The following is a 22,574-nucleotide window of genomic DNA, read 5'->3' on the forward strand; positions in this document are numbered from 1 at the left end:
ATGTTTGAACTTGCTCTTACCCTGTCGTTTATCTTTCTGAGTCTGGGTCTGGTGCTGGCCACGGTGCGGCTGCTGATCGGGCCTACCCTGCCGGATCGGGTGGTGGCGCTGGAACTGATCGCCTCGCTGACCATTGGACTTATTCTGGTGTACAGCATTGCCTATGATACGCCGGTGCTGATCGATGTGGTGATCGTGCTGGCGCTGACCTCCTTTATGGCGGCGGTGGGCTTTGCCCGCTACCTGGAGCAAGGGGGCCAGCGCGATGATGACTGAAATCATTACCAGCCTGTTTTTGCTGCTGGGCTCTTTTCTGATGCTGCTGGCCGGCATTGGCATTATTCGCATGCCGGATCTGCTGACCCGCATGCATGCCACCAGCAAGGCCGGCGCCCTGGGGGCCGGACTGATGGCCTGTGGCTTTGCGGTGTATTTTCCCGAGGTCAGCATAGTGGTGCGGGCGCTGGCGGTGGTGGTGTTCGTGATCATGACGGCGCCGGTGGCGGCCCATGTGCTGGCCCGGGCCGGTTACTTTGTGGGGATTCGGCTGTGGGAAGGCACGGTCAAGGACGTGATCAAGGAACGCTACGATCTCAAGACCCATCAGCTCGGCAGCTCCGCCCGCAAGCGGGATGACTGATGTAGCGTGCCCCTGCAGTCATGCTGACTACTGCCGGCTGTTTTGCCAGATGCTTCGAATCTGCTCGGGCAGGGTCATGGGATCAAAGGGTTTGGCGATCACGTCAACGGCGCCCATGGCCTTGTAGGCGGCAATTTCCTGAGGCTGGATCTTGGCGGTCATAAAGGCCACCGGGGTATGGCTCAGTGCCGGTTGCCGGCGCAGGGCGGTAAGGGTGGACGGGCCGTCCATGCCCGGCATCATCACGTCCAGCAGTATGATATCGGGGTTAAAGGCGGCGGCGCCGGCCACGGCGTCTTCCCCCGAGGCGCACAACATCACTTCAAACTCTCCCACGAACTCCAGCGCCAGCCGGGCGATTTCGCGAATGTCATCGTCGTCTTCCACGTAGAGAATGCGTCTGGGGTCGGTGCTCTGTGGCATAGGTAGTCCTTGCTGTGAAGCGTGGGTAACAGGGTTGGTGGTGATTTCTGTCAGTAAAGGCTGCAGCCGTTGCTGCAGTGTGGCGATGTCAAAGGGCTTGGCAATAAAGTCGTCAATGTCCAGCTGCAGTGCCTGCCTGGCGCTCAGTCCGGGTTCTGCGCTGATGATGATCACGGGTGTATTACGGCCGGACTGGCGAACGAGAGTGAGCAGTTTCAGACCGCAGCCATCGGGCAGATGCCAGTCACACAAGACAAGATCGGCGCCCTGTTGCAGCCAGACGGCGCTGGCGGCGGCCAGCGTGGTTGTGCGGAAAACCCGGGCATGACCGTCAAGGCCGGCCAGTACGGCCTCTAGCAGGCTGGCGATTAATTCATCGTCTTCAAGCAACAGTATGTTCAACGGGCATCCCTACTCATTTGATTCTGACTTGTGCACTTCAGCATAGTCGGTAACACCGTTGCGTCCGCTTCGTTTGCGCTCGTACATGGCGATATCGGCGGCATTCAGGCTCTGCTCTGCGGTGGTAAAATCGTTGAGCCGCGCCAGCCCCACGCTCACGGTGACATGAAACGAGTGTTCCGGCCCGTGAAAGTCGAGGGCGGCGAAGTCACGGCAAATATGCGCAAACAGCTTGCGGGCCTGCTCCGGTTCGCAGTCGGGCAGTATCGCCACAAATTCTTCGCCGCCGTAGCGACCCAGGCTGTCGGTGGTGCGCAGGCGTCGCTTCAGCAGATGGGCCAGCGTACGGATCACCTGGTCCCCGGTGGCGTGGCCATGATTGTCGTTAACCCGTTTGAAGTGATCCAGATCGAGCATGGCCACCATGGTATTGTGGCCTGTCCGGCGCACCCGGGCGTGCTCATGAGCCAGCGCCTGCTTGATATGAGGGTGGTTGAGCAGACCGGTCAGCCCATCGCTCGACAGCAGCTGTGACAGCTGGCGGGCGCGGTGGCAGAGAATACTCACGGTACGCACCAGTCGTTCATCCGAGATGGGTTTGGTAATGAATTCGTCGGCTCCCTGCGCCAGGGCGCTGAGCTGGCGATCCCGATCCAGCTCTGATGACAGATAAACAATCGGCAGGCTCAGCCACTGGGGAGTAAAGCGGATCATGCGTGCCAGCGTTGTGCCCGACCAGGGAGGCATGTGAATATCCATCAGCAAAATATCGGGCCGGAATTCGGCGAGCACATTCATCATGGTCTCGGGGTGATTCAGTATGCGCACTTTCATTCCGGCGCCGGACAGCACCAGACGGCAGTGCTCGGCCAGCTCCAGGTCGTCATCCAGCAGCAGCACTCTTGCCCGGTGGCCTGGCAACCGCTCCTGGCGCAGCTGCTCTATGCGCTCTACCAGTTCGGGAATGTCTGCCGGCAGGGCAAACAGGCCATCCACACCCAGCTCCGCCAGCCGGTAATGACTGGAAAAATCGGCACCATTACCGGCGCAGAGCACGGAGGCCGGCTTTTTGCCGGCTGTGGCGGCCTGCTGCTGGTTCCACTGGATCAGTGGCGGCAGCTGCTCTTGGTCGGTGAGAATAATCAGGCTGTCGTGCCAGTCCGAGCTTTGCAGAATTCCGGCGTCAGTGGCTTCAGCCAGCTTGAAGCCGTAATGACGGAGAGTGCCCGCCAGGGCACTCAGTCCGCTGCCCAGTACCAGCAGTTCACAGTCGTTGCCGGCAGCTAAACCGGAAGTGGAAGGCGAAGCCGCTGCCGGCTGCGACGATGCTTGCAGCAGCACGGCCAATGCTGCCAGGTCACGCCTTGCCCAATCGACCAGACTGGCAATCTGACCGCCGGTGAGTATCTCTCCGTCCAGGCACGTCTTGAGCGTGCGTTCCTGCTCGGCGGCTTGCCGCCCCAGCTCCGTCAGGCCAAAAGTGCCGGACGACCCCGCCAGCCGGTGCAGCAACTGGGCGAGGGCTTCCAGCAGTGGCTGGTGAGGCTCTCCCGGTTGCCAGGCGCTCAGCTGGTGAATTTTTTTCTGAATCTGGTTCAGCGTGCGCTCGGTAAACCGTTCCCGCAGCCGGGCAAGTTGTTGATCCAGCGTGTCGGTGTCAGACATTATTGGCTCCCAGAGGTGTCGGGTGGAATTCATATGAACCCGTTCTGCGTAGTTCCCCCCAGTATATGCTGATAAAGTCCTGTGTGGGACCAGTATGTCGGTGCCGTTATCAGCCCGACAACACATCAGAAAGAGGCCGCATGGGATTATCGCTTAAGGGACGGATTGCACTGATCATATTGACCGGCGCCCTGCTCACCGTGCTGGGGGTGCTGGCTACGGCTTACCACTCACTGGTGGATGACTTTGAACAGCTTTACAGCCAGCGCCAGTTCAATGCAACCGTGCGCGCCGCCGAGGAGGTAGAGCAGAGTCTGGTCTTTCGCCAGCATGCGCTGGAAATGCTGGCTCCCTCGCTGTCCAACGGCATCAGTCTGTATTCGGTGGCCGGACTGCAGGCCCGTCTGGCGCGCCACCCATTGCTGCAGCAACTTTTTCCCGATGGCCTTATGGTGTTTGATGCCAATGCGACCGCCATAGTGGAAACCGTCACCGTGCCCGGACGGCTGGGGACCAGTTATGCCGACCGGGATTATTTCAAAACCCTGCAACGTACTCGTAAATCGGTGATCAGCCATCCCATTATCGGGCGTACCACCGGCATGCCTCTCCTTGTGTTTGTGAGTCCCATTCTCTCCGGTGACGGTGATTTGCTGGGCATGCTGGGCGGTGTGATTAATCTGGCCACCACCTCCATATTGCCCGAGCAGCGGCTGGCCGAGGCAAGGCGTGAAGGTGTGGGCTTCAAGATACTGGATACCGAACACCGGGTATATGTGTATAACGGCCAGGAGCTGTCGAGCAAGCTGGAACCCTTGCCGGAGCCCGGTGAAAATGCCCTGATTGATGCGGTGCTGTCAGGCAAACGACTGGGCGTCATTGAGCGGGATGGCGACAAGCGCCGGGTTTATGCCAGTACCCACCTGCAGCAGCTGGGCTGGGTGTTTGTTCGTGCCTTGCCCTATGAGCAGGTCGTCGCCCCGGCGCGGGCGTTTTTTACGCGCGTTGCCGGCATCAGCCTGGTGATCGGCGCAGCACTGGCTCTGATTGCCTTCTGGCTGGCCTGGGGGGCACTGCGGCCGCTTGAAACCATGACCCGGCGTATTCGGGGCATGGCGAACGAGGCCGGCAGTGATCAGCCCTTGCCGGAAAGCGGCGTGCCCGAGCTGATCAGTCTGGCCCGGGCCTTTAACCGGCTGACTGCCGAACGCCGGGCGTTGAGCCGGGTCAAGGATGACTTTGTGGCCGTGGTCAGTCACGAGCTGCGCACGCCGCTCACTTCCATCAATGGTGCGCTGCGACTGGTGCATTCAGGGGTGACCGGCCCGGTGCCGGAAAAAACCGGCGAGCTGGTTGCACTGGCTCTGCGTAACGGTGAACGGCTGCAGCATCTGATCAACGAGCTGCTGGACTTCAGCAAGCTCAGGGCCGGCAAGCTGGAGCTGGTGCCGGTGGACTGCTGCCTGAACCGGCTGATTGACGATGCCATTGCCGGCAACACGCCCATGGCAGAGGCTCACGAGGTGACGCTGCACAACGCGCTGGGTGCGCCTCTGCCGGTGGTGCTGGACCCGCTGCGCATACGCCAGCTGCTGGACAACCTGATCAGCAATGCCATCAAATTCTCTCCCGAAAATGGCCTGGTGACTGTGTCGGTTGAACAACCACAGCCGGATCGGCTGCGACTGACCGTCAGTGATCAGGGCGAGGGCATTCCCGAGGACTTTGCCGATCGGCTGTTTGATCGCTTTGCTCAGGCGGAGCATGGCACCATGCGGGCGGTGCAGGGCACCGGGCTGGGGCTGGCCATCTGCAAGGAGCTGGTGGAGCTGATGGGCGGACAAATCGGTTTTTATAATCGGAGCGGGGCGCACCTGTGGATTGAGTTGCCCAGCGGAAGGGGAGTCCAGTCATGAAAACACCTGTTTTTCCTGTTGATGAATCACTGCGACTGCAGGCATTGCAACGAACCGGCCTGCTGGATACGCCTCCCGAAGCGCGCTTTGACCGGCTGACCCGTATCGCCCGGCAAAGCTTTGGCGTGGAAATTGCCCTGATATCACTGGTGGACAGTGATCGCCAGTGGTTCAAGTCGGCCCAGGGGCTGAATGTCTGCGAGACCGGCCGTGACATTTCCTTTTGCGGCCACGCCATTCTCGACAGCCGGGTTTTTGTGGTGGAAGACACGCTCAGGGATGAACGTTTTATCGATAATCCCCTGGTCACCCAGGCACCCCACATTCGCTTCTATGCCGGCGCCCCCCTGCACAGTCAGGAGGGCTACCGCGTTGGAACCCTGTGTGTGATCGACAGCCGCCCCCGCCGCTTCGGGCATAAAGACACAGAGCTGTTGCGCACGCTGGCCGACTGTGTGGAAGAGCTGATGTGCCGGCAGCGCCTGGAGGGGCTGTTTGAGCTGTCGTCCATCGCGATTGTCCTGAGTGATGCACAAAGTGGTCGTATTCTCGATGTGAACCAGGCCCTGCTGGACGCCACCGGTTATGACAAGGCCGAGCTGTCAGGTTTGAGTCTGTCTGATCTGACGCCATCGGAATATGTGGAGGCTGATAACGAGGCCGGGGCCACCCTGGCGCGGCATGGCCGTTATGGGCCCTTTGAAAAGAAGCTGATACGCCGTGATGGCTCCGCTCTTCCGGTGCGTCAGCAGGGTATGCTGATTCGGGATGTGGGCGGGCAACCGCTGGTGTGGACGCTGATGGAGGACATTACCGAGCTGAAAAAGGTGGAGCGCATGCAGAAGGAGTTTGTGTCTACCGTCAGCCACGAGTTGCGCACACCGCTTACCGCCATTACCGGATCTCTGGGATTGCTGGCGCAGGGAGCCATGGGTGAGCTTGCTCCGCCCATTGCGAAGCTGGTGGAAGTGGCCAGCAACAACAGCCGCCGGCTTAATTTGCTGATTAATGATTTGCTCGATATGGAAAAGCTGGTGGCGGGCAAGATGCACTTTGATGTGCAGGCACACGATCTGGCCGGCCTGTTGCACGAGGCGGTGGAATGCCATCGCCCGCTGGGCGAGGACAGGGGCGTGGAGCTGGTGCTGGGCGAGCCGCCGGCGCCGGTGCGAGTGCGGGTGGATCGGGACCGGCTGCTGCAGGCGCTGGCCAACCTGGTATCTAACGCAGTCAAGTTTTCACCCGATCACGGCCGGGTCGATATCTATACCGAGCCCGCCGGTCAGGGCAGCTGGCGGGTGCTGGTGCAGGATCGGGGCGAAGGCATACCCGAGAGCTTCCGGACGCGGGTTTTTGAAAAGTTTGCTCAGGCCGACAGTTCCGACACCCGGCCAAAAGGCGGCACCGGACTGGGCCTGGCGATCACTCAAGAGCTGATGGAGCGCATGGGCGGCGCCGTGGGTTTTGAATCAAAAGAAGGGGAAGGCGCCTGCTTCTGGCTGGATATTCCCGCGGCCGGTGAGGAGTGAGGGGAAAGAAGTGAGGGGACGCCTCACGCCTCACCCAACCGACGCCACTTCTTCCTGCGTCAGGTGTCGCCACTCTCCTTCGGTCAGGGAATCATCCAGCAGGATTTCGCCGATCTGCAGCCGGTGCAGGGCGGTAACCCGGTTGCCCACGGCGGCGAACATGCGCTTTACCTGATGGTATTTGCCTTCCTGTATGGTCAGCAGCACCTGAGTGGGGCTGATCACTTCCAGAGTGGCGGGCAGGGTGGCCTTGTCCTCGCCGTTCAGCAGCACGCCTTCGGCAAAACGCTCGGCGGTGCCGGCGGCCAGCGGCTCGGCCAGATCCACCCGGTAGGTCTTGGGGCAGGCCCGTTTGGGTGAGCGCAGCCGGTGTGACCACTGGCCGTCGTCGGTGAGCAGCAGCAGGCCGGTGGTGTCCACATCGAGCCGGCCGGCGCACTGCAGGCCGGCCCCCAGCCCGGGCGGCAGCAGTTGCAGCACGCAGGGGTGCACCTCGTCCTGAGTGGCGCTGATATAGCCCGGTGGCTTGTGCAGCATCAGGTAACGGGTCGGCTGCAGACTCAGCAGACGGCCTGCCAGGCACACCTGCTGCTCACCGATTTTGATATCGCCCTTTTTGACCACCTCGCCGTTCACCGTGACCTCGCCCCGGGACAGGGCCTTTTTGGCCAGGGAGCGGGTCAGGCCGGTGGTCTCACACAAAAAGCGATCCAGGCGCATCAGGCGGGCTCGCCCTCTATGTTGAGCTCGTCGTCCTGCAGCAGCCATTCGGTCAGCACTTCCTTGGCCTGATCCACGCCCAGGCCCTTGAGGGAGCTGAAGGCCTCGACCCGAATGTTGCCGCCAAAGATGGCCACGGCTTCGCGCACTCTGAGCACTTCGGCCTTGCGGGCGCCGGATTTCAGCTTGTCGCACTTGGTCAGCAGCGCCAGCACCGGCAGCTCGCAGTCGCTGGCCCATTGCAGCAGCTGCTGATCGATGTCCTTCAGCGGATGGCGAATGTCCATCAGCACCACCAGTCCCTTGAGGCTGTCGCGCTGCTGCAGGTATTCCGACAGCGCCTCCTGCCACTTCAGCTTCATTTCTTCCGGCACCTTGGCGTAGCCGTAGCCGGGCAGGTCGATCAGGCGTTTGCCTTCGCTCAGCTCGAACACGTTGATCAGCTGGGTGCGGCCCGGAGTCTTACTGGTGCGGGCCAGGGATTTCTGCTGGGTAATTGTGTTCAGCGCAGAGGATTTTCCGGCGTTGGAGCGGCCGGCAAAGGCGATCTCAACGCCGGTGTCGGACGGCATCTGCCGTATGTTGGGCGCGCTGGTAATAAAGCGGGCGGCGTTAAAGTTTATCTTGTTGTTGTGCAATGTGAATTCCCCGAGGTTATGAAGCCACCCTGATTACTTTCTGGCAAAATTGTGTAGAATAGTGCGGTTTTTTAAGTCGCATTGTAACATGCCCTTGCAGGTATGTGATCTGGAAGCTCTAACTACGAGAAGTCGGAACGTCATGAAAAAAATTGTTTTCACGCTAGCCTTAATGCTCGGAGTGGCCGGTACCGCACAGGCCCAGGGCGACGTCGAAGCCGGTAAGGCCAAATCCGCCGCCTGCGCAGCCTGCCACGGTGCCGATGGCAACAGCCCGGCCGACATGTATCCCAAGCTGGCCGGTCAGCACGCTTCCTACATTGAGAAGCAGCTGGCCGAGTTCAAGGCCGCTGCCACCGGCGGCACCGGTCGTGCCAATGCTATCATGGGTGGCATGGCCATGCCGCTGTCCGAGCAGGACATGGCCGATCTGGCTGCCTACTACGCCAGCCAGGCCATCACCCCGGTTGCGGTATCCGAAGAGGTGATTGAGCGTGGCGCGGCCCTGTATCAGGGTGGTGACATCGAGCGCGGCATTACCGCCTGTATCGCCTGTCACGGTCCTCGCGGCGAGGGTCTGGAGTCCGCCAAGTTCCCCGGCCTGTCCGGCCAGCACCCGGCCTACATCAAGGCCCAGCTGGAAATGTTCCGCAGCGGCGAGCGCAACAATGATCCCAACGGCATGATGCGTGGCATCGCCACCAAACTGACCGACGACGATATTGCCGTGCTGTCCCAGTATGTGGCTGGTCTGCACTGATTGATTCAGGGGCCATCCGGCCCCTCATTTTTCTGGTTTGTTGATGTCTTCTTGTTTGCCCGCTCTGCACTGCCCCCTCTGCCACGCTCCCGACCATGCACTGTTTCACCAGGATCGCCGCCGTTACCATCGTTGTGCCCGGTGCCGGCTGATCTTTGTGGAGCCTGGTCAGCGACTGGCCCAGGCGGCGGAAAAGGCCGAGTATGATCTGCACCAGAACGATGCTCATGATGCGGGCTACCGGCGTTTTCTGAGCCGGCTGGCTGAGCCGCTTGCGGCGCGGCTGGCGCCGGGCAGTGAGGGGCTGGATTTTGGTTGCGGGCCTGGTCCGGCGCTGGCGGCCATGCTCAATGAAGCCGGTTTTATGGTGACCACCTATGATCCTTACTATGCGGATTATCCCGGGCGGTTGCAGCGTCAGTATGATTTTGTAACCTGTACCGAAGCCATTGAGCACTTTTATCATCCCGGGCGGGAGTGGCAGCAATTGCTGGCCATGCTCCGGCCCGGTGGCTGGCTGGGACTGATGACCAAGCTGGCCCGGGACCAGGCGGCCTTTGCCTCCTGGCACTATAAACAGGATCCCACCCATGTCTGCTTTTTCAGCCGCGACACCTTTATGTGGCTGGCAGAACGGGACGGGCTCGGCATCGAGTTTATCGGTGCCGACGTTATTCTTCTGCACAAACCGGAGTCGCTATGACACGTATCAAGAAGGCCCGTACCCCGGGTCGTATCGGTGCCCGCAAGGAAAACCGGGAAACCGCCGAGCAGGGCAGGGAACGCAAGCGCAAGGCAAAACGAAAGGGCCTTAACCCGGGCTCGCGCCACAATGTGGGCGGTGATAACAAGGGCGGTGGAGTGCAAAAGGCACCCAAGGACCCGCGCCTGGGCTCACGCAAGCCGGTCGCTCTGGTGCAGGAAGACGCTGCCCGTGACACTGTGGCCGCCGTCAGAGCCAGGCCGTCTGTCAAGGCGAACAAGCTCACGCCGGAGCAGGAGCTTGAAGCGCTTGAGAACGACGAACGCCTGAACGCCCTGCTGGACAGAGTGGAAGAAGGCGACAAGCTCGGCAAGGAAGACAAGGCCTGGCTCGACCGTACCCTGGCCCGCCATCAGCAGCTGCTGGAGCAGCTCGGCCTGCTGGACGAGGAAGAGGATGACGAATCTCAGGACGGCGATGACCTCTGGGACCGCTTTATGGACGCCGAGCTTGATCCTGCTCAATACCGGGAGGAGGAAGACAAGTCATGATCTCACCCTGGCTGATGGCCGCCCTGGCGGGCGGCGTCATCATAGCGGGTCTGGCCGTGTATGCGGGCATGCTGCTGGCGAAGCTGCGCCGGCAGACACAAGTGCGGCGTCAGGCCATCGCCAAACGCAACCAGCGCATTCTCGACAGTGTGCGCACCATCGCCATGGCGGTGCGGGATGATCAGTGCAATTTGTCGGAAGGGGCCATCCGCCTGACCAACCTGCTGAATGCCCTGCAGTTTGACCAGCCAAGGGATTTCGCCGCCGATTATCCCGGCCTCTACGATCTCTATGACAGAGTGAAAGAGCTGCCGACCCACGATGCCCGCAAACAGCTCAAGCGCAACGAGCGTATGCGCCAGGATCTGGAGCGGGCCGGTCATGAAGGCGAGCTGGAAGCCACCATTAAAATTGAGGTCGAGCGCCTGGCCAGTCTGGAACTGCCCGGTCGCTGACCGGGGAGGAGACAATGTCAGCAATCGAGTGGGATCAGACCCTCATCGAAAAATACAATTACTCGGGGCCGCGGTATACCTCGTATCCTACCGCCCTCGAGTTTACCGGCGACTTTGGCATGACCGAGTTCGATGCCGCCGCCGCCCGCTATCCTGAGCGTCCATTATCGCTCTATGTGCACATTCCGTTCTGCCACAAGCTCTGCTATTACTGCGGCTGCAACAAGGTGATCACCCGTCATCAGGGCAAGGCCGATATTTATCTCGACTACCTGGAGCGGGAAATCGAGACCATGGCGCCGCGCTTTGCCGGCCGCACCGTAACCCAGCTGCACTGGGGTGGCGGCACGCCCACCTTTCTGACCGCGCCGCAAATTCAGCGGCTGAACGGTCTGCTGCGCAAGCATTTTCATTTTGCCGAAAGCGGCGAGTTCAGCATTGAAATCGATCCCCGCCGCATCGAGCTGGACCTGCTCGACGTGCTCAAGGCGGAAGGCTTCAACCGCATCAGCCTGGGAGTGCAGGACTTTAACAAGGACGTGCAGCGCATCGTTAACCGGGAGCAGGACAACGACTTTATCAGGGCTCTGGTGGCGCGGGCCGCCGAGCTGGGCTTTGAGTCCACCAATCTGGATCTGATCTACGGCCTGCCGCTGCAGACCAAAGAGAGCTTTCACCACACTCTGGAGCAGGTGGTGGCGATGAAGCCGGCCCGGCTGTCGGTGTTCAACTATGCCCATCTGCCCAGCCGCTTTTCCGCCCAGCGCAAGCTGAAGGACGAGGACATGCCGGCGCCGGCAGTCAAGCTTGCCATGCTGCAGGACAGCATTCGCTACCTCACCGGTCAGGGCTACCAGTTTATCGGCATGGATCATTTCGCCCTGCCCGACGACAGCCTGGCGCAGGCTCAGCGCAATGGCGAGCTGCACCGCAACTTTCAGGGCTACACCACTCAGGGCGACTGCGATCTGCTGGGACTGGGGGTATCGTCCATCAGCATGATCGGCGACGCCTACTCCCAGAACCACAAGGATCTGAAGCAGTATTACGCCCGGCTCGACGAACTGGGCCATGCCCAGAGCGTGGGCTATGCCCTGAACGAAGACGACTGCCTGCGCCGGGATCTGATCAAGACCCTGATCTGTAACTTCGAACTCGACTTCGCGCCCCTTGAGCGGCAGTACGGCATCGAGTTTGAACACTACTTCGCCGAGGATCTGCAGCTGTTGCAGACCTTTGTGGACGACGGCCTGGTGGTGCGTGAAACCGGTGCCATTCGTGTAACCCCCAAGGGCCGGCTGCTGATCCGCAATATCTGCATGTGCTTTGATGTGCACTCCCGCAAGCAGGCCCGCCGCCAGCAGTTCTCGCGAGTCATTTGATTAACGACAGGGATTGGGGAGCAGGGAATGGTTGCCCGAACCGCCTCTCACTCCCACGCTCCTGCGTGGGAGTGTATATATGCGCCTTCAGTTTATTCCGGTATGCATTCCCACGCAGAGCGTGGGAACGAGATAATTCCCCATTCCCCATTCCCCATTCCCCATTCCCCGGGCTGGTCATTTCCGCTCGGCACAGGCCAGCAGTAATGAGGCCCGTTCTTCCGGGCTGATAAACGCCATATTGAGGGCGTTTTCCTGACATCGATAAGTCTGCTGCGGAGTGAGGCCGGCGGCTTCGGCGGCGGTGGTGTATTCGTGGCGCAGCTCTATGCCTTCCACCGCCGGGTCGTCGGTGTTCAGGCAGACGGGAATGCCTTTTTGCAGAAAGCGGTGAACGGGGTGATGAGTCAGATCGGTGACCGTGCTGGTCTGCAGGTTGGAGGTGAGGCAGGACTCGATGCCAATGCCCTGTTCGGCCAGGTAATCGAGCAGCGCCTCGTCTTCCACCGCGCGCACGCCGTGGCCGATGCGGCCGGCGCCCAGCTCCCGTACCGCCTGCCACACGCTGGCGCTGCCGGCGGCTTCGCCGGCATGCACGGTGACCTGTAATCCTGCCTCCCGTACCCGGCGAAAGTGCCCGGTGAACAGCTCGCCGGGAAAGCCGGCCTCGTCTCCGGCCAGATCCATGGCCACCAGCTTGTTGGCATGGGCCAGGCAGGCATTAAGCTCCCGTTCACAGGCGGCTTCACCAAAGGTGCGGCTCATGATGCCGATGAGTTTCATCGGCACGCCAAAATCCCGGCTGCCGGCGGCGATGCCGTCGATCACCGCTTCCACCACCCCTTCGGCTTCAAGGCCGTGGTTCATGGCCATATAGCCGGGGCTGAAGCGCAGCTCGGCATAATCGATGCCTTCATTACACAGATCTTCCACGTTTTCATAGGCCACCCGGCGGCAGGCATCGTAGTTACCCAGTACCTTTACGCCCCAGTCGAGTTTGGCCAGAAACGACAGCAGATCCGGCGTATTGCCCTGCACTCGCACATGAGGCAGCAGTTCGCTCAGGGTATCGGCGGGCAGGGACAGGCCAAAGGCCCGGCCCAGCTCCAGTATGGTGGCCGGACGAATATTGCCGTCCAGATGACGGTGCAGGTCGAGCAGAGGCAGGCTGGGGTCGATCATGAAAACTCCAGTGTAAGAATGACACCGTAAAGCTTACTCCTTTGTGGCCAAGAAGGCGCAACGCGAAGCATCAGTGCGGTTGCGCTACGCCGACACGCTACAAGTACCTCCATGTAACGCTCGAAAATGCCATCCCTGGCATTTTATGGTCGGCTACGGCAATCCCCACTGCTGCTTCGTGCAACATCGGCGTTGTCTGCAAGCTTTCAGTCAGCGCCGAGCATACCGAGGAGGACAAAGGGCGTCTGCTTCGCCGTGCCCTTTGCGCCATGGATGGCGCGACGGAGCCCCCATGGATGGGTTTACGGCGTGCCGGGGAAGCAGTGTGCTTTGGCCAACGATAGAGCACGGCTCTGCAAACGATCATCTTTGTGACTAGGGCGCACTTTTTGTGTCTGCTTCTTCCGGCTGCAGCTCCTTCAGCTTGCGGGTCAGGGTATTGCGGCCCCAGCCCAGCAGCCGGGCGGCCTCCTGTTTGTGGCCCTGGCTCTGGGTCAGGGCGCAGTCGAGCAGAATGCGCTCGAACTCGGGCAATGCTTCAGACAGCAGATCCTTGCGCCCCCGGGCCAGTTCGCCGCTGGCCCAGTGTTTCAGCGCCTGGCGCCAGTCCTGGGGCTGGCCGGCGGCAGCGGCCGGCTCCGGCTTGATCCCGGAATCCCGTTTCAGCAGCTCGGGGGGCAGATCGGAGACCAGCACCTCCTGACCCGAGGCCATCACGGTTAGCCAGCGGCAGACGTTTTCCAGCTGACGTACGTTGCCGGGCCAGGGCAGCTGCTGCAGCAGGTCCTGAGTGTCGGCGTGCAGGGTTTTGGCATCCACACCCAGTTCCCGGGCGGCCAGGCCCAGAAAGTGGCGGGCCAGTTTGGGAATGTCTTCCCGCCGCTCCCTGAGCGCCGGCATGTGCACCCGGATCACGTTGAGTCGGTGGAACAGATCTTCGCGAAAATCGCCGTCGGCCACCTTTTTCTCCAGATCCTGGTGGGTGGCGGCAATAATGCGCACGTCCACCTTGATGGGCTGATGGCCCCCCACCCGGTAGAACTGACCATCGGCCAGCACCCGCAACAGCCGGGTCTGAATGTCCAGGGGCATATCGCCAATCTCGTCCAGAAACAGGGTGCCGCCGTCGGCCTGCTCAAAGCGGCCCCGGCGCACGTTATTGGCACCGGTAAAGGCGCCCTTTTCGTGGCCGAACAGCTCAGATTCGATTAAATCCTTGGGAATGGCCGCCATATTAAGGGCGATAAAGGGTTGCTCGGCCCGCGGGCTGTGCTTGTGCAGGGCATGAGCCACCAGCTCCTTGCCGGTGCCGCTCTGGCCATTGATCAGCACCGAAATGGACGAGCGGGCCAGCCGGCCGATGGCGCGAAACACTTCCTGCATGGCCGGCGCCTCGCCGATGATCTCCGGGGTGCGTACCACTTCCGGTTGGGCTCCCGGCGCCTTGCGCCGGCTTTCCTTTACAAAGGCCACGGCCCGCTGCACCAGCGCCACGGCATCGTCGATATCAAAGGGCTTGGGCAGGTATTCAAAGGCGCCGCGCTGGTAGGCATTGACCGCGCTGTCCAGATCCGAGTGGGCGGTCATGATGATCACCGGCAGCTCGGGGGCGCGCTGATGAATGGCCTTCAGCAGAGTGAGGCCGTCCATACCGCCCATGCGAATATCGGAGACCACTACGGCGGGGTGTGTCTCGGCCAGGGCCTCCAGTACGCTTTCACCGTCTTCAAAGCTTCGGCTGCGAAACCCGGCCTGAGCCAGGGCCCGTTCCAGTACCCAGCGAATGGAGCTGTCGTCGTCGACGACCCAAATCAGTTCAGCCATAAAATGCTCCTATCGTCGTAGCGGCAGATAAATAATAAATTCGGTATGGCCCGGACGGCTCTGGCACTCAATGCGGCCCTGATGCTGGTGGATAAGCTCCTGGGCGATGGACAGCCCCAGCCCGGTGCCGCCGTCCTTGCCGGTGACCATGGGGTAGAACAGGGTGTCGTGCAGGGCGGCGGGAATGCCCGGGCCGTCGTCGGTAATGCGTACTTCGGCGGCCAGCCGGTAGCGTTTGCCCTGCAGCATGACCTGAAAGGCGGTGCGGGTGCGAATGGTGATATGACCGTGATCCCCCAGTGCTTCCACGGCGTTGCGCACCATATTGAGAAAGGCCTGCTGCAGCTGCTCCGGATCCATTTCCAGATCGGGAATGCTGGGGTCATAGTCGCGACTGAGGCTGATGCCGGGCGCCATGTCCATGCTCACCAGCCGGCGCACCTGCTCCAGCACCGAGTGCAGGTTGATCACTTCGCGCTTGCCCGGGCGCTGCGGGCCGAGCAGCCGGTCCACCAGATTACGCAGCCGGTCGGCCTGAGCGATGATCAGGTGAGTGAATTCCTTGAGTTCTTCCTTTTCCAGCTCCCGTTCCAGCAACTGGGCTGCGCCTCTCAGGCCGCCGAGGGGATTCTTGATCTCGTGGGCCAGGCCGCGCACCAGCTCCCGGGCCGCCTGTTGCTGGGCCCGCTGTTGCAGTTCCTGGCTGATCTTCTTCTGCTGATCGATAAGCCGTAGCTCCATCAGCGCCAGGGTACGCTTGTCCAGAGTAAAGGCGGTCACGCTCACGTCCAGCCAGCGGGGCAGGCCATCGATGGTCACCTGCACCTCGCTGTTGGTAAAGCTCTGTTCCAGCTCGATACAGCGCTGAATGCGGCGCATATCGAGGGAAATGTCCTCCATTACCTGGTCCAGCCGGGCCTCCTGCAGCCGTCGCTTGCTCAGGGTGAGCAGCTGTTCGGCGGCGGTATTGGCAAAGTGCACGACCATGTCTCCATCCACCACCAGCACCGCCGTGAGCTGGCTGTCGATAATGGTCTGAATGCTGATCCGGTTTTTCACACGCGTGTCCTTGGTCAGGTGTGCACCAATATAGTGCAATCAGTGTAACCCATGTTTGAATAATTGCTACATAATGGTGCAATCCGAGTGTTTTGATGAAACATCAGGCCCTTGAAGGTAACTGATGCAAAAAACCTGCCTGCTGCGGAATCCGGACTTTGCCAAACATAGATAGCACGAATATAATTAGCTAGCTAACTAAATGTGGAGGGTACGATGAAAACACTGGGCATGGCGCTGGCCAGTCTGGTCCGGCAGTGGCGGCTGATCAATGACGAGCGCCTTAAACCCCTGGGCCTGACTCAGAGCCGCTGGATCACCCTGACCCATCTGCAGCAGGAAGACGGCATACAGCAGCACCGGCTGGCCCGCCGGGTGGGGGTGGAGAGCCCGTCCCTGGTGCGCACTCTGGACGGCCTGGAGCAGCTGGGGCTGGTAGAGCGCCGGCCCTGTGCCGACGACCGGCGTGGCAAAACGGTGCACCTGACCCCGGCGGTACAGCCATTGCTGGCGGAAATGGACGCCGTGCTGGACCATACTCGGCAACAGGTGCTGCATGGTCTGAGCGAGGCGGAGCTGGCCGAGCTGGAACGCATGGTGCGCCATATCAGCGCCAATCTGCAGACAATCGGCGAGCAACTGGGCGGAAAAAAGGAGAAACAATGAGCGCGGAGCAGAGCTTCAACCGCTGGGTACGCATTGCCCTGACCCTCTTTGGCGTGCTGCTGGTGTATTTTGTGCTGATTGATAACTATGCGCCCATGACACCCCAGGCTCAGGTACACCGGCCGGTGCTGCCGGTGGCGCCCAGGGTGGCCGGTCAGGTAGCCAGGGTCGCGGTGAGCAACAACCAGCCCGTGGCGGCAGGTGATCTGCTGTTTGAACTGGATGATACCGATTACCGGCTGGCGCTGGCCCGGGCCGACCTGCAGCAGCAGCTGGCGGCCGCCGAGATGGAGCGTCAGCAGGCGGCAATGGCCGCCATCGAGGCGGAAATCGAGCAGGTCCGGTTAAAGGCGCAGGAGCTGGCGCGGGAAGCCGCGCGGCTGGAGCGGCTGCACCGTCTTGGTCATATGTCGGTACAGCAGGCGGAGCAGGCCCGCAATCAGGCCCGGCAGGCGCAAAGCGCACTGCTGGCGGTGGAAGCCCGGCAGCAGGAAGCCGAACAGGCGCTGGCGGCGTCGGCGCTGGCCCATGAGCAGGCCAGCAATGCCTATGAGCAGGCAAGACTGGCGCTGCAACGCACTCGGGTAAAAGCTGAAATGGCCGGACGTATCGGCAATCTGCAACTGCAGGAAGGCGTGCAGGCTCAGGCCGGCCAGCCGCTGCTGGCCTTGATTTCCAACGAGCTGACGGTGATCGCCGATCTGCGGGAAAAAAGCCTGCGCCATGTGACCACGGGCACCGAGGTGGGCGTGGTGTTTGATGCCGTGCCGGGACGCATTTTCGACGGTCATGTCAGCAGTATCGACAGCGGCGTGCGTCATGGCCAGCAGACGGCCGACGGCCTGCTGGTGCAGCCGGAAAATTCCGATCGCTGGGTGCGGGACGCCCAGCGGCTGCGGGTGCATATTAGCCTGGATGAACCGGTGCCGGCCCTGGCCACCGGCGCCCGGGCCACGGTGCAGGTGTTTCCCGAGGCGGGCAGCTGGCTGCACGGCCTGGGCTGGGCCCAGCTGTGGCTGGTCAGTCAGTTCCGTTATCTCTATTGATGAGCGTGCGGCCATGATCTTTACCGACGACAAGCTCAGAGGCTGCCTGCGCATTGCCCTTGGCAGCACTCTCGGCATGCTCACCGCCAAGGTAACGGACTCGCAGATGGGGGTGTTCTTTACCGTTTATCCCATGCTGCTGCTGGGCATGGTGCCGGTGTTCAACCGCTTTGTGGTGCTGCAGTTTATTGGCTCGTCGGTGCTCACTTCGCTGGAAGTGATGTTGCTGCCGGGGCTGCTCGGGCATTTTCCGCCGGCCTATGTGGCGGTGGTGTTTGTGCTGTTTCTGTGGCGTTTTTACCTGATGGCCAAAGGCCCGCTGATGCTGTTTGGCGCCACAGGGTGCGTCAGCCTCAGCATTATGCTGCACTTTGCCAGCTACCCGCAGTTTCATCTGGCGGACATGGCCGCCAGCAACATAGTGGCGTCCTGTCTGTCGGTGGCGGTGGCGGCCCTGCTCTATGCCCTGCTGCCCAACCGTGAAGTCCCCGTGGCCCGGGCGCTGCCGGAAAAAAGCGACAATATACTGCGTCACCAGACCCTGCTGGGAGCCATTGTCGCCACCATCAGTTTTGTGGTGTTTCAGACCGTGGATCTGGTGGACTCGCTGTCGGCTCAGGTGGCCACCGTGCTGGTGCTGTTTCCCATGAGCTTTGCCGGTGCCGTGGTGTCGGGCCGGGCCCGCTGTATCGGCACCCTGCTGGGCTGCTCAATGGGTCTGCTGTTTCAGCTGGTGCTTTATGATCACTATCACAACCTGCTGCTGCTGGGACTGGCGTTCTGGATCTGCACCATGGTGTTTGCCCGGCTTCACGCCCGCGAGCCCATGCCCGGCATCGGCTTTGCCGGCCTCACCACGGTGGGCATTCTGTTTGGCCAGTATGTATCGCCCCAGCACGATCTGGTGTTCAGCGCCCTCTATCGCATGAGCTCAATGACGGTGGCCATTCTGGTCACCCTGTGCTGCGTGTATCTGGTGCACAGGCTGCTTAACCTGTTTCCGTCTACCCGCCACCAGGTGTTGTAATCATTGGTGAGGGGTGAGGGGTGAGGGGTTGGATCTCCTCACTCCTCACCCCTGTCGCCTCACTCTTTAATAAAAACAAAAAAGGCCCGGGTTTCCCCGGGCCTTTCGCTTCCAGCCTTCAGCTTATGGCTTCACGCTGTCCGTTAAACGGAGTAGTACAGGTCAAACTCCAGCGGGTGAACCGCCATATTGATGGACTCGGTCTCGGTGCGCTTCTGTTTGATGTAGGCATCGATGAACTCGTCGGAGAACACGCCGCCACGGGTCAGGAACTCGCGGTCCTGATCCAGGTTGTCCAGGGCGTTGTCCAGCGAGGTGGCGACGGTCGGAATTCCGGCAGCCTCTTCGGCCGGCAGATCGTACAGGTCCTTGTCCATGGCATCGCCCGGGTGGATCTTGTTCTGAATGCCGTCCAGGCCGGCCATCAGCAGGGCCGCAAAGCACAGGTAGGGGTTGGCGGCCGGATCCGGGAAACGGGTCTCGATGCGGCGGGCCTTGGGTGAACCCACCAGCGGAATCCGGATGGAGGCGGAACGGTTGCGGGCGGAGTAGGCCAGCATCACCGGGGCTTCAAAGCCGGGCACCAGACGACGGTAGGAGTTGGTGGCCGGGTTGGTGATGGCGTTCAGGGCACGGGCGTGCTTGATGATACCGCCGATGTAGTACAGCGCCATTTCAGACAGGCCGCCGTACAGGTCGCCGGCGAACAGGTTTTCACCGTTCTTGCCCAGGGACTGGTGCACGTGCATACCGGAGCCGTTGTCGCCTACCAGCGGCTTGGGCATAAAGGTGGCGGTCTTGTTAAAGGCGTGGGCCACATTGTGAACCACGTACTTGTAGATCTGGATTTCGTCGGCTTTCTTGGTCAGGGTGTTAAATTTACAGGCAATTTCGTTCTGACCAGCGGTGGCCACCTCGTGGTGGTGAGCTTCCACCACCAGGCCCATTTCTTCCATCACCAGACACATGGCGGAGCGAATGTCGTGGGAAGAATCGATGGGAGCAACCGGGAAGTAGCCGCCCTTCACGCCGGGGCGGTGGCCCTTGTTGCCTTCGGTGTATTCACGGCCGGAGTTCCACTTGGCTTCTTCATCGTCAATCTTGAAGAAGCTGCCGGACATGTCGGTGTGAAAGCGCACATCGTCAAACATGAAGAATTCGGGCTCGGGACCGATCAGCACGGTATCGGCGATGCCGGTGGACACCAGGTATTCTTCGGCGCGGCGGGCAATGGAGCGCGGGTCACGGTCGTAGCCCTGCATGGTGGCGGGCTCAAGCACGTCACAACGAATGTTCAGGGTAGCGTCTTCGGTAAAGGGGTCCATCACGGCGGTGGACGGGTCGGGCATCAGCACCATGTCGGACTCGTGAATGGTTTTCCACGCGGTCATGGATGAGCCGTCAAACATCTTGCCTTCTTCAAAAAAATCATCGTTGATCTGGTTGACCGGAAGGCTGATGTGCTGCTCTTTACCCTTGATATCGGTAAAGCGCAGATCGACGAATTTGACATCGTGTTCCTTGATCATGTCCATTACGGTTTCGATTGACATGGATTTCGACCTCCAAAAATAAGCATCCCAGGGTCTGATGAACAAATTCATCAGTTTCCATTTACTAAGCTAAAACCGTGCCATGTTGGTAAGTTGCTGTTATTTAAGTCAATTACATCATGGCCTGCGAACCGGTCATTCTTGCTCTGCACTAGTTTAGTGCATTACTGAATCCTTTTGGTGCGCTCTTGCCTGTGCGCGCCATTACGGTGCAGGGTGGCCGCTGCCGGTTGCGGTTTCATCGCATAATATCATTCATGGCGGGGCAGGGGATCGGTCCGGGTCCTTTTAATTCACGGCCAGCGAAACCGGGCCGGTCGTGGTCCGAGGCAGGAAACACAATAAATTAATATATTGAAGCGGCTAAAGCGTGTACAATTTGCAGCCCTTTTTATTTGGTTCCGCTGCAGTCTTCGCGACGGACACCCCCTGAGAGCGGCAGCGCCGGTGTGTGCCCGCCTCGAATATATGCGAGCGAAAGAAATTAATGTCATCTGAAATCAACAACTTGAGAAACATTGCCATCATCGCGCACGTTGACCACGGCAAAACCACCCTGGTCGACAAGCTGCTGCAGCAGTCCGGCACCCTGGAAAGCCGCGGTGAAGCCGAAGAGCGGGTCATGGACTCCAACGACATCGAGCGTGAGCGCGGCATTACCATTCTGGCCAAGAACACCGCCATTCGCTGGACCTCTCCCGAGGGTCAGGAATACCGCATCAATATCGTGGACACTCCCGGACACGCCGACTTCGGTGGCGAAGTAGAGCGGGTCATGTCCATGGTGGATTCCGTGCTGCTGCTGGTGGACGCTCAGGAAGGTCCCATGCCGCAGACCCGCTTTGTAACCCAGAAGGCCTTTGCTCAAGGGCTCAAGCCCATCGTGATCATCAACAAGGTAGACAAGCCCGGCGCCCGTCCCGACTGGGTGATGGATCAGGTGTTTGACCTGTTCGACAACCTGGGTGCCACCGATGATCAGCTCGACTTCCAGGTGGTGTACGCCTCCGGCCTGAACGGCTGGGCTTCTCTCGACGCCGATGAGCCGGCCGAAGACATGACCGCCCTGTTCCAGACCATCATCGACCAGGTACCGACCCCCGATGCGGATCCGGAAGGCACCCTGCAAATGCAGATCTCCCAGCTCGACTACTCCTCCTACGTGGGCGTTATCGGTGTGGGCCGGATCAAGCGCGGTACCGTCAAGGTGAACCAGCAGGTGACCGTGATCGGCGCCGACGGCAAGACCCGCAACGGCAAGGTCGGCCAGGTCATGGGTTACCTGGGCCTGCAGCGTCACGATGTGACCGAAGCCAGCGCCGGCGACATCGTGGCCATCACCGGCCTGGGCGAGCTGAAGATCTCCGACACCGTGTGTGCCGCTGGTGCCGTGGAAGCGCTGCCGCCGCTGTCCGTGGACGAGCCCACCGTGACCATGACCTTCCAGGTCAACACCTCTCCCTTTGCCGGCAAGGACGGCAAGTTCGTGACTTCCCGCAACATTCTGGAACGTCTGCAGCAGGAGCTGGTGCACAACGTGGCCCTGCGGGTGGAAGAAACCGGTGACCCCGACAAGTTCCGCGTGTCCGGCCGGGGTGAACTGCACCTGGGTATCCTGATCGAGAATATGCGTCGCGAAGGCTTTGAGCTGGCGGTGTCTCGTCCCGAGGTTATCCTGCGGGAAGAAAACGGCGAGCTGCAAGAGCCCTTCGAAACCCTGACCGTGGACGTGGAAGAAAACAGCCAGGGCTCCGTGATGGAGAAGCTGGGTGAGCGCAAGGCCGAAATGACCGACATGGTGCCGGACGGCAAGGGCCGCGTACGCATCGACTTCATTGTTCCGGCCCGTGGCCTGATCGGCTTCCAGACCGAGTTCATGACCCTGACCTCCGGCTCCGGCCTGATGTACCACACCTTTGACCACTATGGTCCCCACAAGGGTGGCAACATCGGTCAGCGCAACAACGGCGTGCTGATCTCCAACGCCACCGGTAAGGCCCTGGCCTACGCCCTGTTCAACCTGCAGGAGCGCGGTCGTCTGTTTATCGAGCACGCCACCGAAGTGTACGAAGGCATGGTGATCGGTATTCACAACCGCTCCAACGATCTGACCGTAAACTGCCTCAAGGGCAAGCAGCTCACCAACATTCGTGCCGCCGGCACCGATGAGGCGCTGACCCTGGTGCCGCCCATCAAGATGAGCCTGGAGCGCGCCCTCGAGTTCATCGATGACGACGAGCTGGTGGAAGTGACTCCCAACCACATTCGTATTCGCAAGAAGCTGCTGACCGAAAACGATCGCAAGCGCGCCAGCCGCGCCTGATCACTTTGATTTGCAGTATTAAAGGGGGCGCTTCGGCGCCCCCTTTTTCGATCGTGCATCAGACAAAGCGTCTGACGTTTACCCCTCACCCTTCACCCCTCATGTTCAAA

The 22,574-nt window shown here is 60.8% G+C and carries 21 protein-coding genes; 13 read left to right on the top strand and 8 right to left on the bottom strand.

Going from position 1 to position 22,574, the window contains the following annotated elements:
• Both DA373_RS03810 and mnhG read left to right on the top strand, forming a co-directional pair.
• The gene (locus DA373_RS03810) at positions 1-276 is read left to right on the top strand and encodes a monovalent cation/H+ antiporter complex subunit F (protein ID WP_107851026.1); all 276 of its coding nucleotides are present in this window, start codon (positions 1-3) and stop codon (positions 274-276) included.
• Complete coding sequence (gene mnhG, locus DA373_RS03815; RefSeq protein WP_198650229.1) at positions 266-640, top strand: monovalent cation/H(+) antiporter subunit G; 375 nt, start codon at positions 266-268, stop codon at positions 638-640. The genes DA373_RS03810 and mnhG overlap by 11 nt, the downstream gene beginning before the upstream one ends.
• A 27-nt stretch (positions 641-667) precedes the next feature.
• On the opposite strand, the gene DA373_RS03820 is transcribed toward mnhG, so the two are convergent.
• Both DA373_RS03820 and DA373_RS03825 read right to left on the bottom strand, forming a co-directional pair.
• A complete protein-coding gene (locus DA373_RS03820; RefSeq protein ID WP_107851027.1) occupies positions 668-1,465 on the bottom strand; it encodes a response regulator in 798 nt (265 codons plus the stop codon).
• Between the two features lie 9 nt (positions 1,466-1,474).
• Entirely contained in the window at positions 1,475-3,130 is a 1,656-nt protein-coding gene (locus DA373_RS03825) for a GGDEF domain-containing protein (protein ID WP_107851028.1), read from the bottom strand.
• Positions 3,131-3,270: 140 nt separating this feature from the next.
• Between DA373_RS03825 and DA373_RS03830 the strand changes: the two genes are divergently transcribed.
• Both DA373_RS03830 and DA373_RS03835 read left to right on the top strand, forming a co-directional pair.
• Complete coding sequence (locus DA373_RS03830; RefSeq protein WP_198650230.1) at positions 3,271-5,046, top strand: sensor histidine kinase; 1,776 nt, start codon at positions 3,271-3,273, stop codon at positions 5,044-5,046.
• Positions 5,043-6,575 (top strand): GAF domain-containing sensor histidine kinase, encoded by a 1,533-nt coding sequence (locus tag DA373_RS03835; protein WP_107851030.1) that lies wholly within the window; start codon positions 5,043-5,045, stop codon positions 6,573-6,575. The genes DA373_RS03830 and DA373_RS03835 overlap by 4 nt, the downstream gene beginning before the upstream one ends.
• A gap of 30 nt (positions 6,576-6,605) precedes the next feature.
• Here the strand turns inward: DA373_RS03835 and rsuA are convergent, their stop codons facing one another.
• On the bottom strand, positions 6,606-7,295 hold the full coding sequence (rsuA, locus tag DA373_RS03840; RefSeq protein ID WP_107851031.1) for a 16S rRNA pseudouridine(516) synthase RsuA: 690 nt from the start codon (positions 7,293-7,295) through the stop codon (positions 6,606-6,608).
• Positions 7,295-7,933, bottom strand: coding sequence for a ribosome biogenesis GTP-binding protein YihA/YsxC (gene yihA, locus DA373_RS03845; RefSeq protein ID WP_107851032.1), 639 nt, complete (start codon positions 7,931-7,933; stop codon positions 7,295-7,297). The genes rsuA and yihA overlap by 1 nt, the downstream gene beginning before the upstream one ends.
• Positions 7,934-8,075: 142 nt before the next feature.
• Here yihA and DA373_RS03850 point away from each other — a divergent pair, with 142 nt between their 5' ends.
• From DA373_RS03850 to hemN, 5 genes are read left to right on the top strand one after another with little or no spacing between them, the layout of a single operon-like run.
• On the top strand, positions 8,076-8,693 hold the full coding sequence (locus DA373_RS03850; protein ID WP_107851033.1) for a c-type cytochrome: 618 nt from the start codon (positions 8,076-8,078) through the stop codon (positions 8,691-8,693).
• A 43-nt stretch (positions 8,694-8,736) separates the two neighbouring features.
• The gene (locus DA373_RS03855; protein WP_107851034.1) at positions 8,737-9,396 is read left to right on the top strand and encodes a class I SAM-dependent methyltransferase; all 660 of its coding nucleotides are present in this window, start codon (positions 8,737-8,739) and stop codon (positions 9,394-9,396) included.
• Positions 9,393-9,947, top strand: a complete 555-nt coding sequence (gene yihI / locus DA373_RS03860; protein ID WP_107851035.1) for a Der GTPase-activating protein YihI — start codon at positions 9,393-9,395, stop codon at positions 9,945-9,947. The genes DA373_RS03855 and yihI overlap by 4 nt, the downstream gene beginning before the upstream one ends.
• Positions 9,944-10,402: a DUF2489 domain-containing protein gene (locus tag DA373_RS03865; RefSeq protein WP_107851036.1), complete on the top strand. Its 459-nt coding sequence runs from the start codon at positions 9,944-9,946 to the stop codon at positions 10,400-10,402. Before yihI ends, DA373_RS03865 begins: the two co-directional genes overlap by 4 nt.
• Before the next feature lie 14 nt (positions 10,403-10,416).
• Positions 10,417-11,784 (top strand): oxygen-independent coproporphyrinogen III oxidase, encoded by a 1,368-nt coding sequence (gene hemN, locus DA373_RS03870; RefSeq protein WP_107851037.1) that lies wholly within the window; start codon positions 10,417-10,419, stop codon positions 11,782-11,784.
• 177 nt (positions 11,785-11,961) lie between these two features.
• Here the strand turns inward: hemN and add are convergent, their stop codons facing one another.
• The 3 genes from add to glnL all read right to left on the bottom strand — a co-directional run bounded on the left by add (position 11,962) and on the right by glnL (position 15,849).
• Positions 11,962-12,966, bottom strand: coding sequence for an adenosine deaminase (gene add / locus DA373_RS03875; protein WP_107851038.1), 1,005 nt, complete (start codon positions 12,964-12,966; stop codon positions 11,962-11,964).
• Positions 12,967-13,341: 375 nt separating this feature from the next.
• Positions 13,342-14,790: a nitrogen regulation protein NR(I) gene (glnG, locus tag DA373_RS03880; RefSeq protein ID WP_107851039.1), complete on the bottom strand. Its 1,449-nt coding sequence runs from the start codon at positions 14,788-14,790 to the stop codon at positions 13,342-13,344.
• Between the two features lie 9 nt (positions 14,791-14,799).
• Positions 14,800-15,849, bottom strand: a complete 1,050-nt coding sequence (gene glnL, locus DA373_RS03885; RefSeq protein ID WP_107851040.1) for a nitrogen regulation protein NR(II) — start codon at positions 15,847-15,849, stop codon at positions 14,800-14,802.
• 216 nt (positions 15,850-16,065) lie between these two features.
• Here glnL and slyA point away from each other — a divergent pair, with 216 nt between their 5' ends.
• From slyA to DA373_RS03900, 3 genes are read left to right on the top strand one after another with little or no spacing between them, the layout of a single operon-like run.
• Complete coding sequence (gene slyA / locus DA373_RS03890) at positions 16,066-16,515, top strand: transcriptional regulator SlyA (RefSeq protein WP_107851041.1); 450 nt, start codon at positions 16,066-16,068, stop codon at positions 16,513-16,515.
• Positions 16,512-17,561 (top strand): HlyD family secretion protein, encoded by a 1,050-nt coding sequence (locus tag DA373_RS03895; RefSeq protein WP_107851042.1) that lies wholly within the window; start codon positions 16,512-16,514, stop codon positions 17,559-17,561. The genes slyA and DA373_RS03895 overlap by 4 nt, the downstream gene beginning before the upstream one ends.
• 13 nt (positions 17,562-17,574) lie before the next feature.
• The gene (locus DA373_RS03900) at positions 17,575-18,588 is read left to right on the top strand and encodes a DUF2955 domain-containing protein (RefSeq protein WP_107851043.1); all 1,014 of its coding nucleotides are present in this window, start codon (positions 17,575-17,577) and stop codon (positions 18,586-18,588) included.
• A gap of 143 nt (positions 18,589-18,731) precedes the next feature.
• Here the strand turns inward: DA373_RS03900 and glnA are convergent, their stop codons facing one another.
• On the bottom strand, positions 18,732-20,141 hold the full coding sequence (gene glnA, locus DA373_RS03905; protein ID WP_107851044.1) for a glutamate--ammonia ligase: 1,410 nt from the start codon (positions 20,139-20,141) through the stop codon (positions 18,732-18,734).
• Between the two features lie 487 nt (positions 20,142-20,628).
• Here glnA and typA point away from each other — a divergent pair, with 487 nt between their 5' ends.
• Entirely contained in the window at positions 20,629-22,464 is a 1,836-nt protein-coding gene (gene typA / locus DA373_RS03910; RefSeq protein WP_107851045.1) for a translational GTPase TypA, read from the top strand.
• Positions 22,465-22,574 lie beyond the last annotated feature (110 nt).

The organism is Oceanimonas marisflavi (genome assembly GCF_003049725.1).
Lineage (GTDB): Bacteria > Pseudomonadota > Gammaproteobacteria > Enterobacterales > Aeromonadaceae > Oceanimonas > Oceanimonas marisflavi.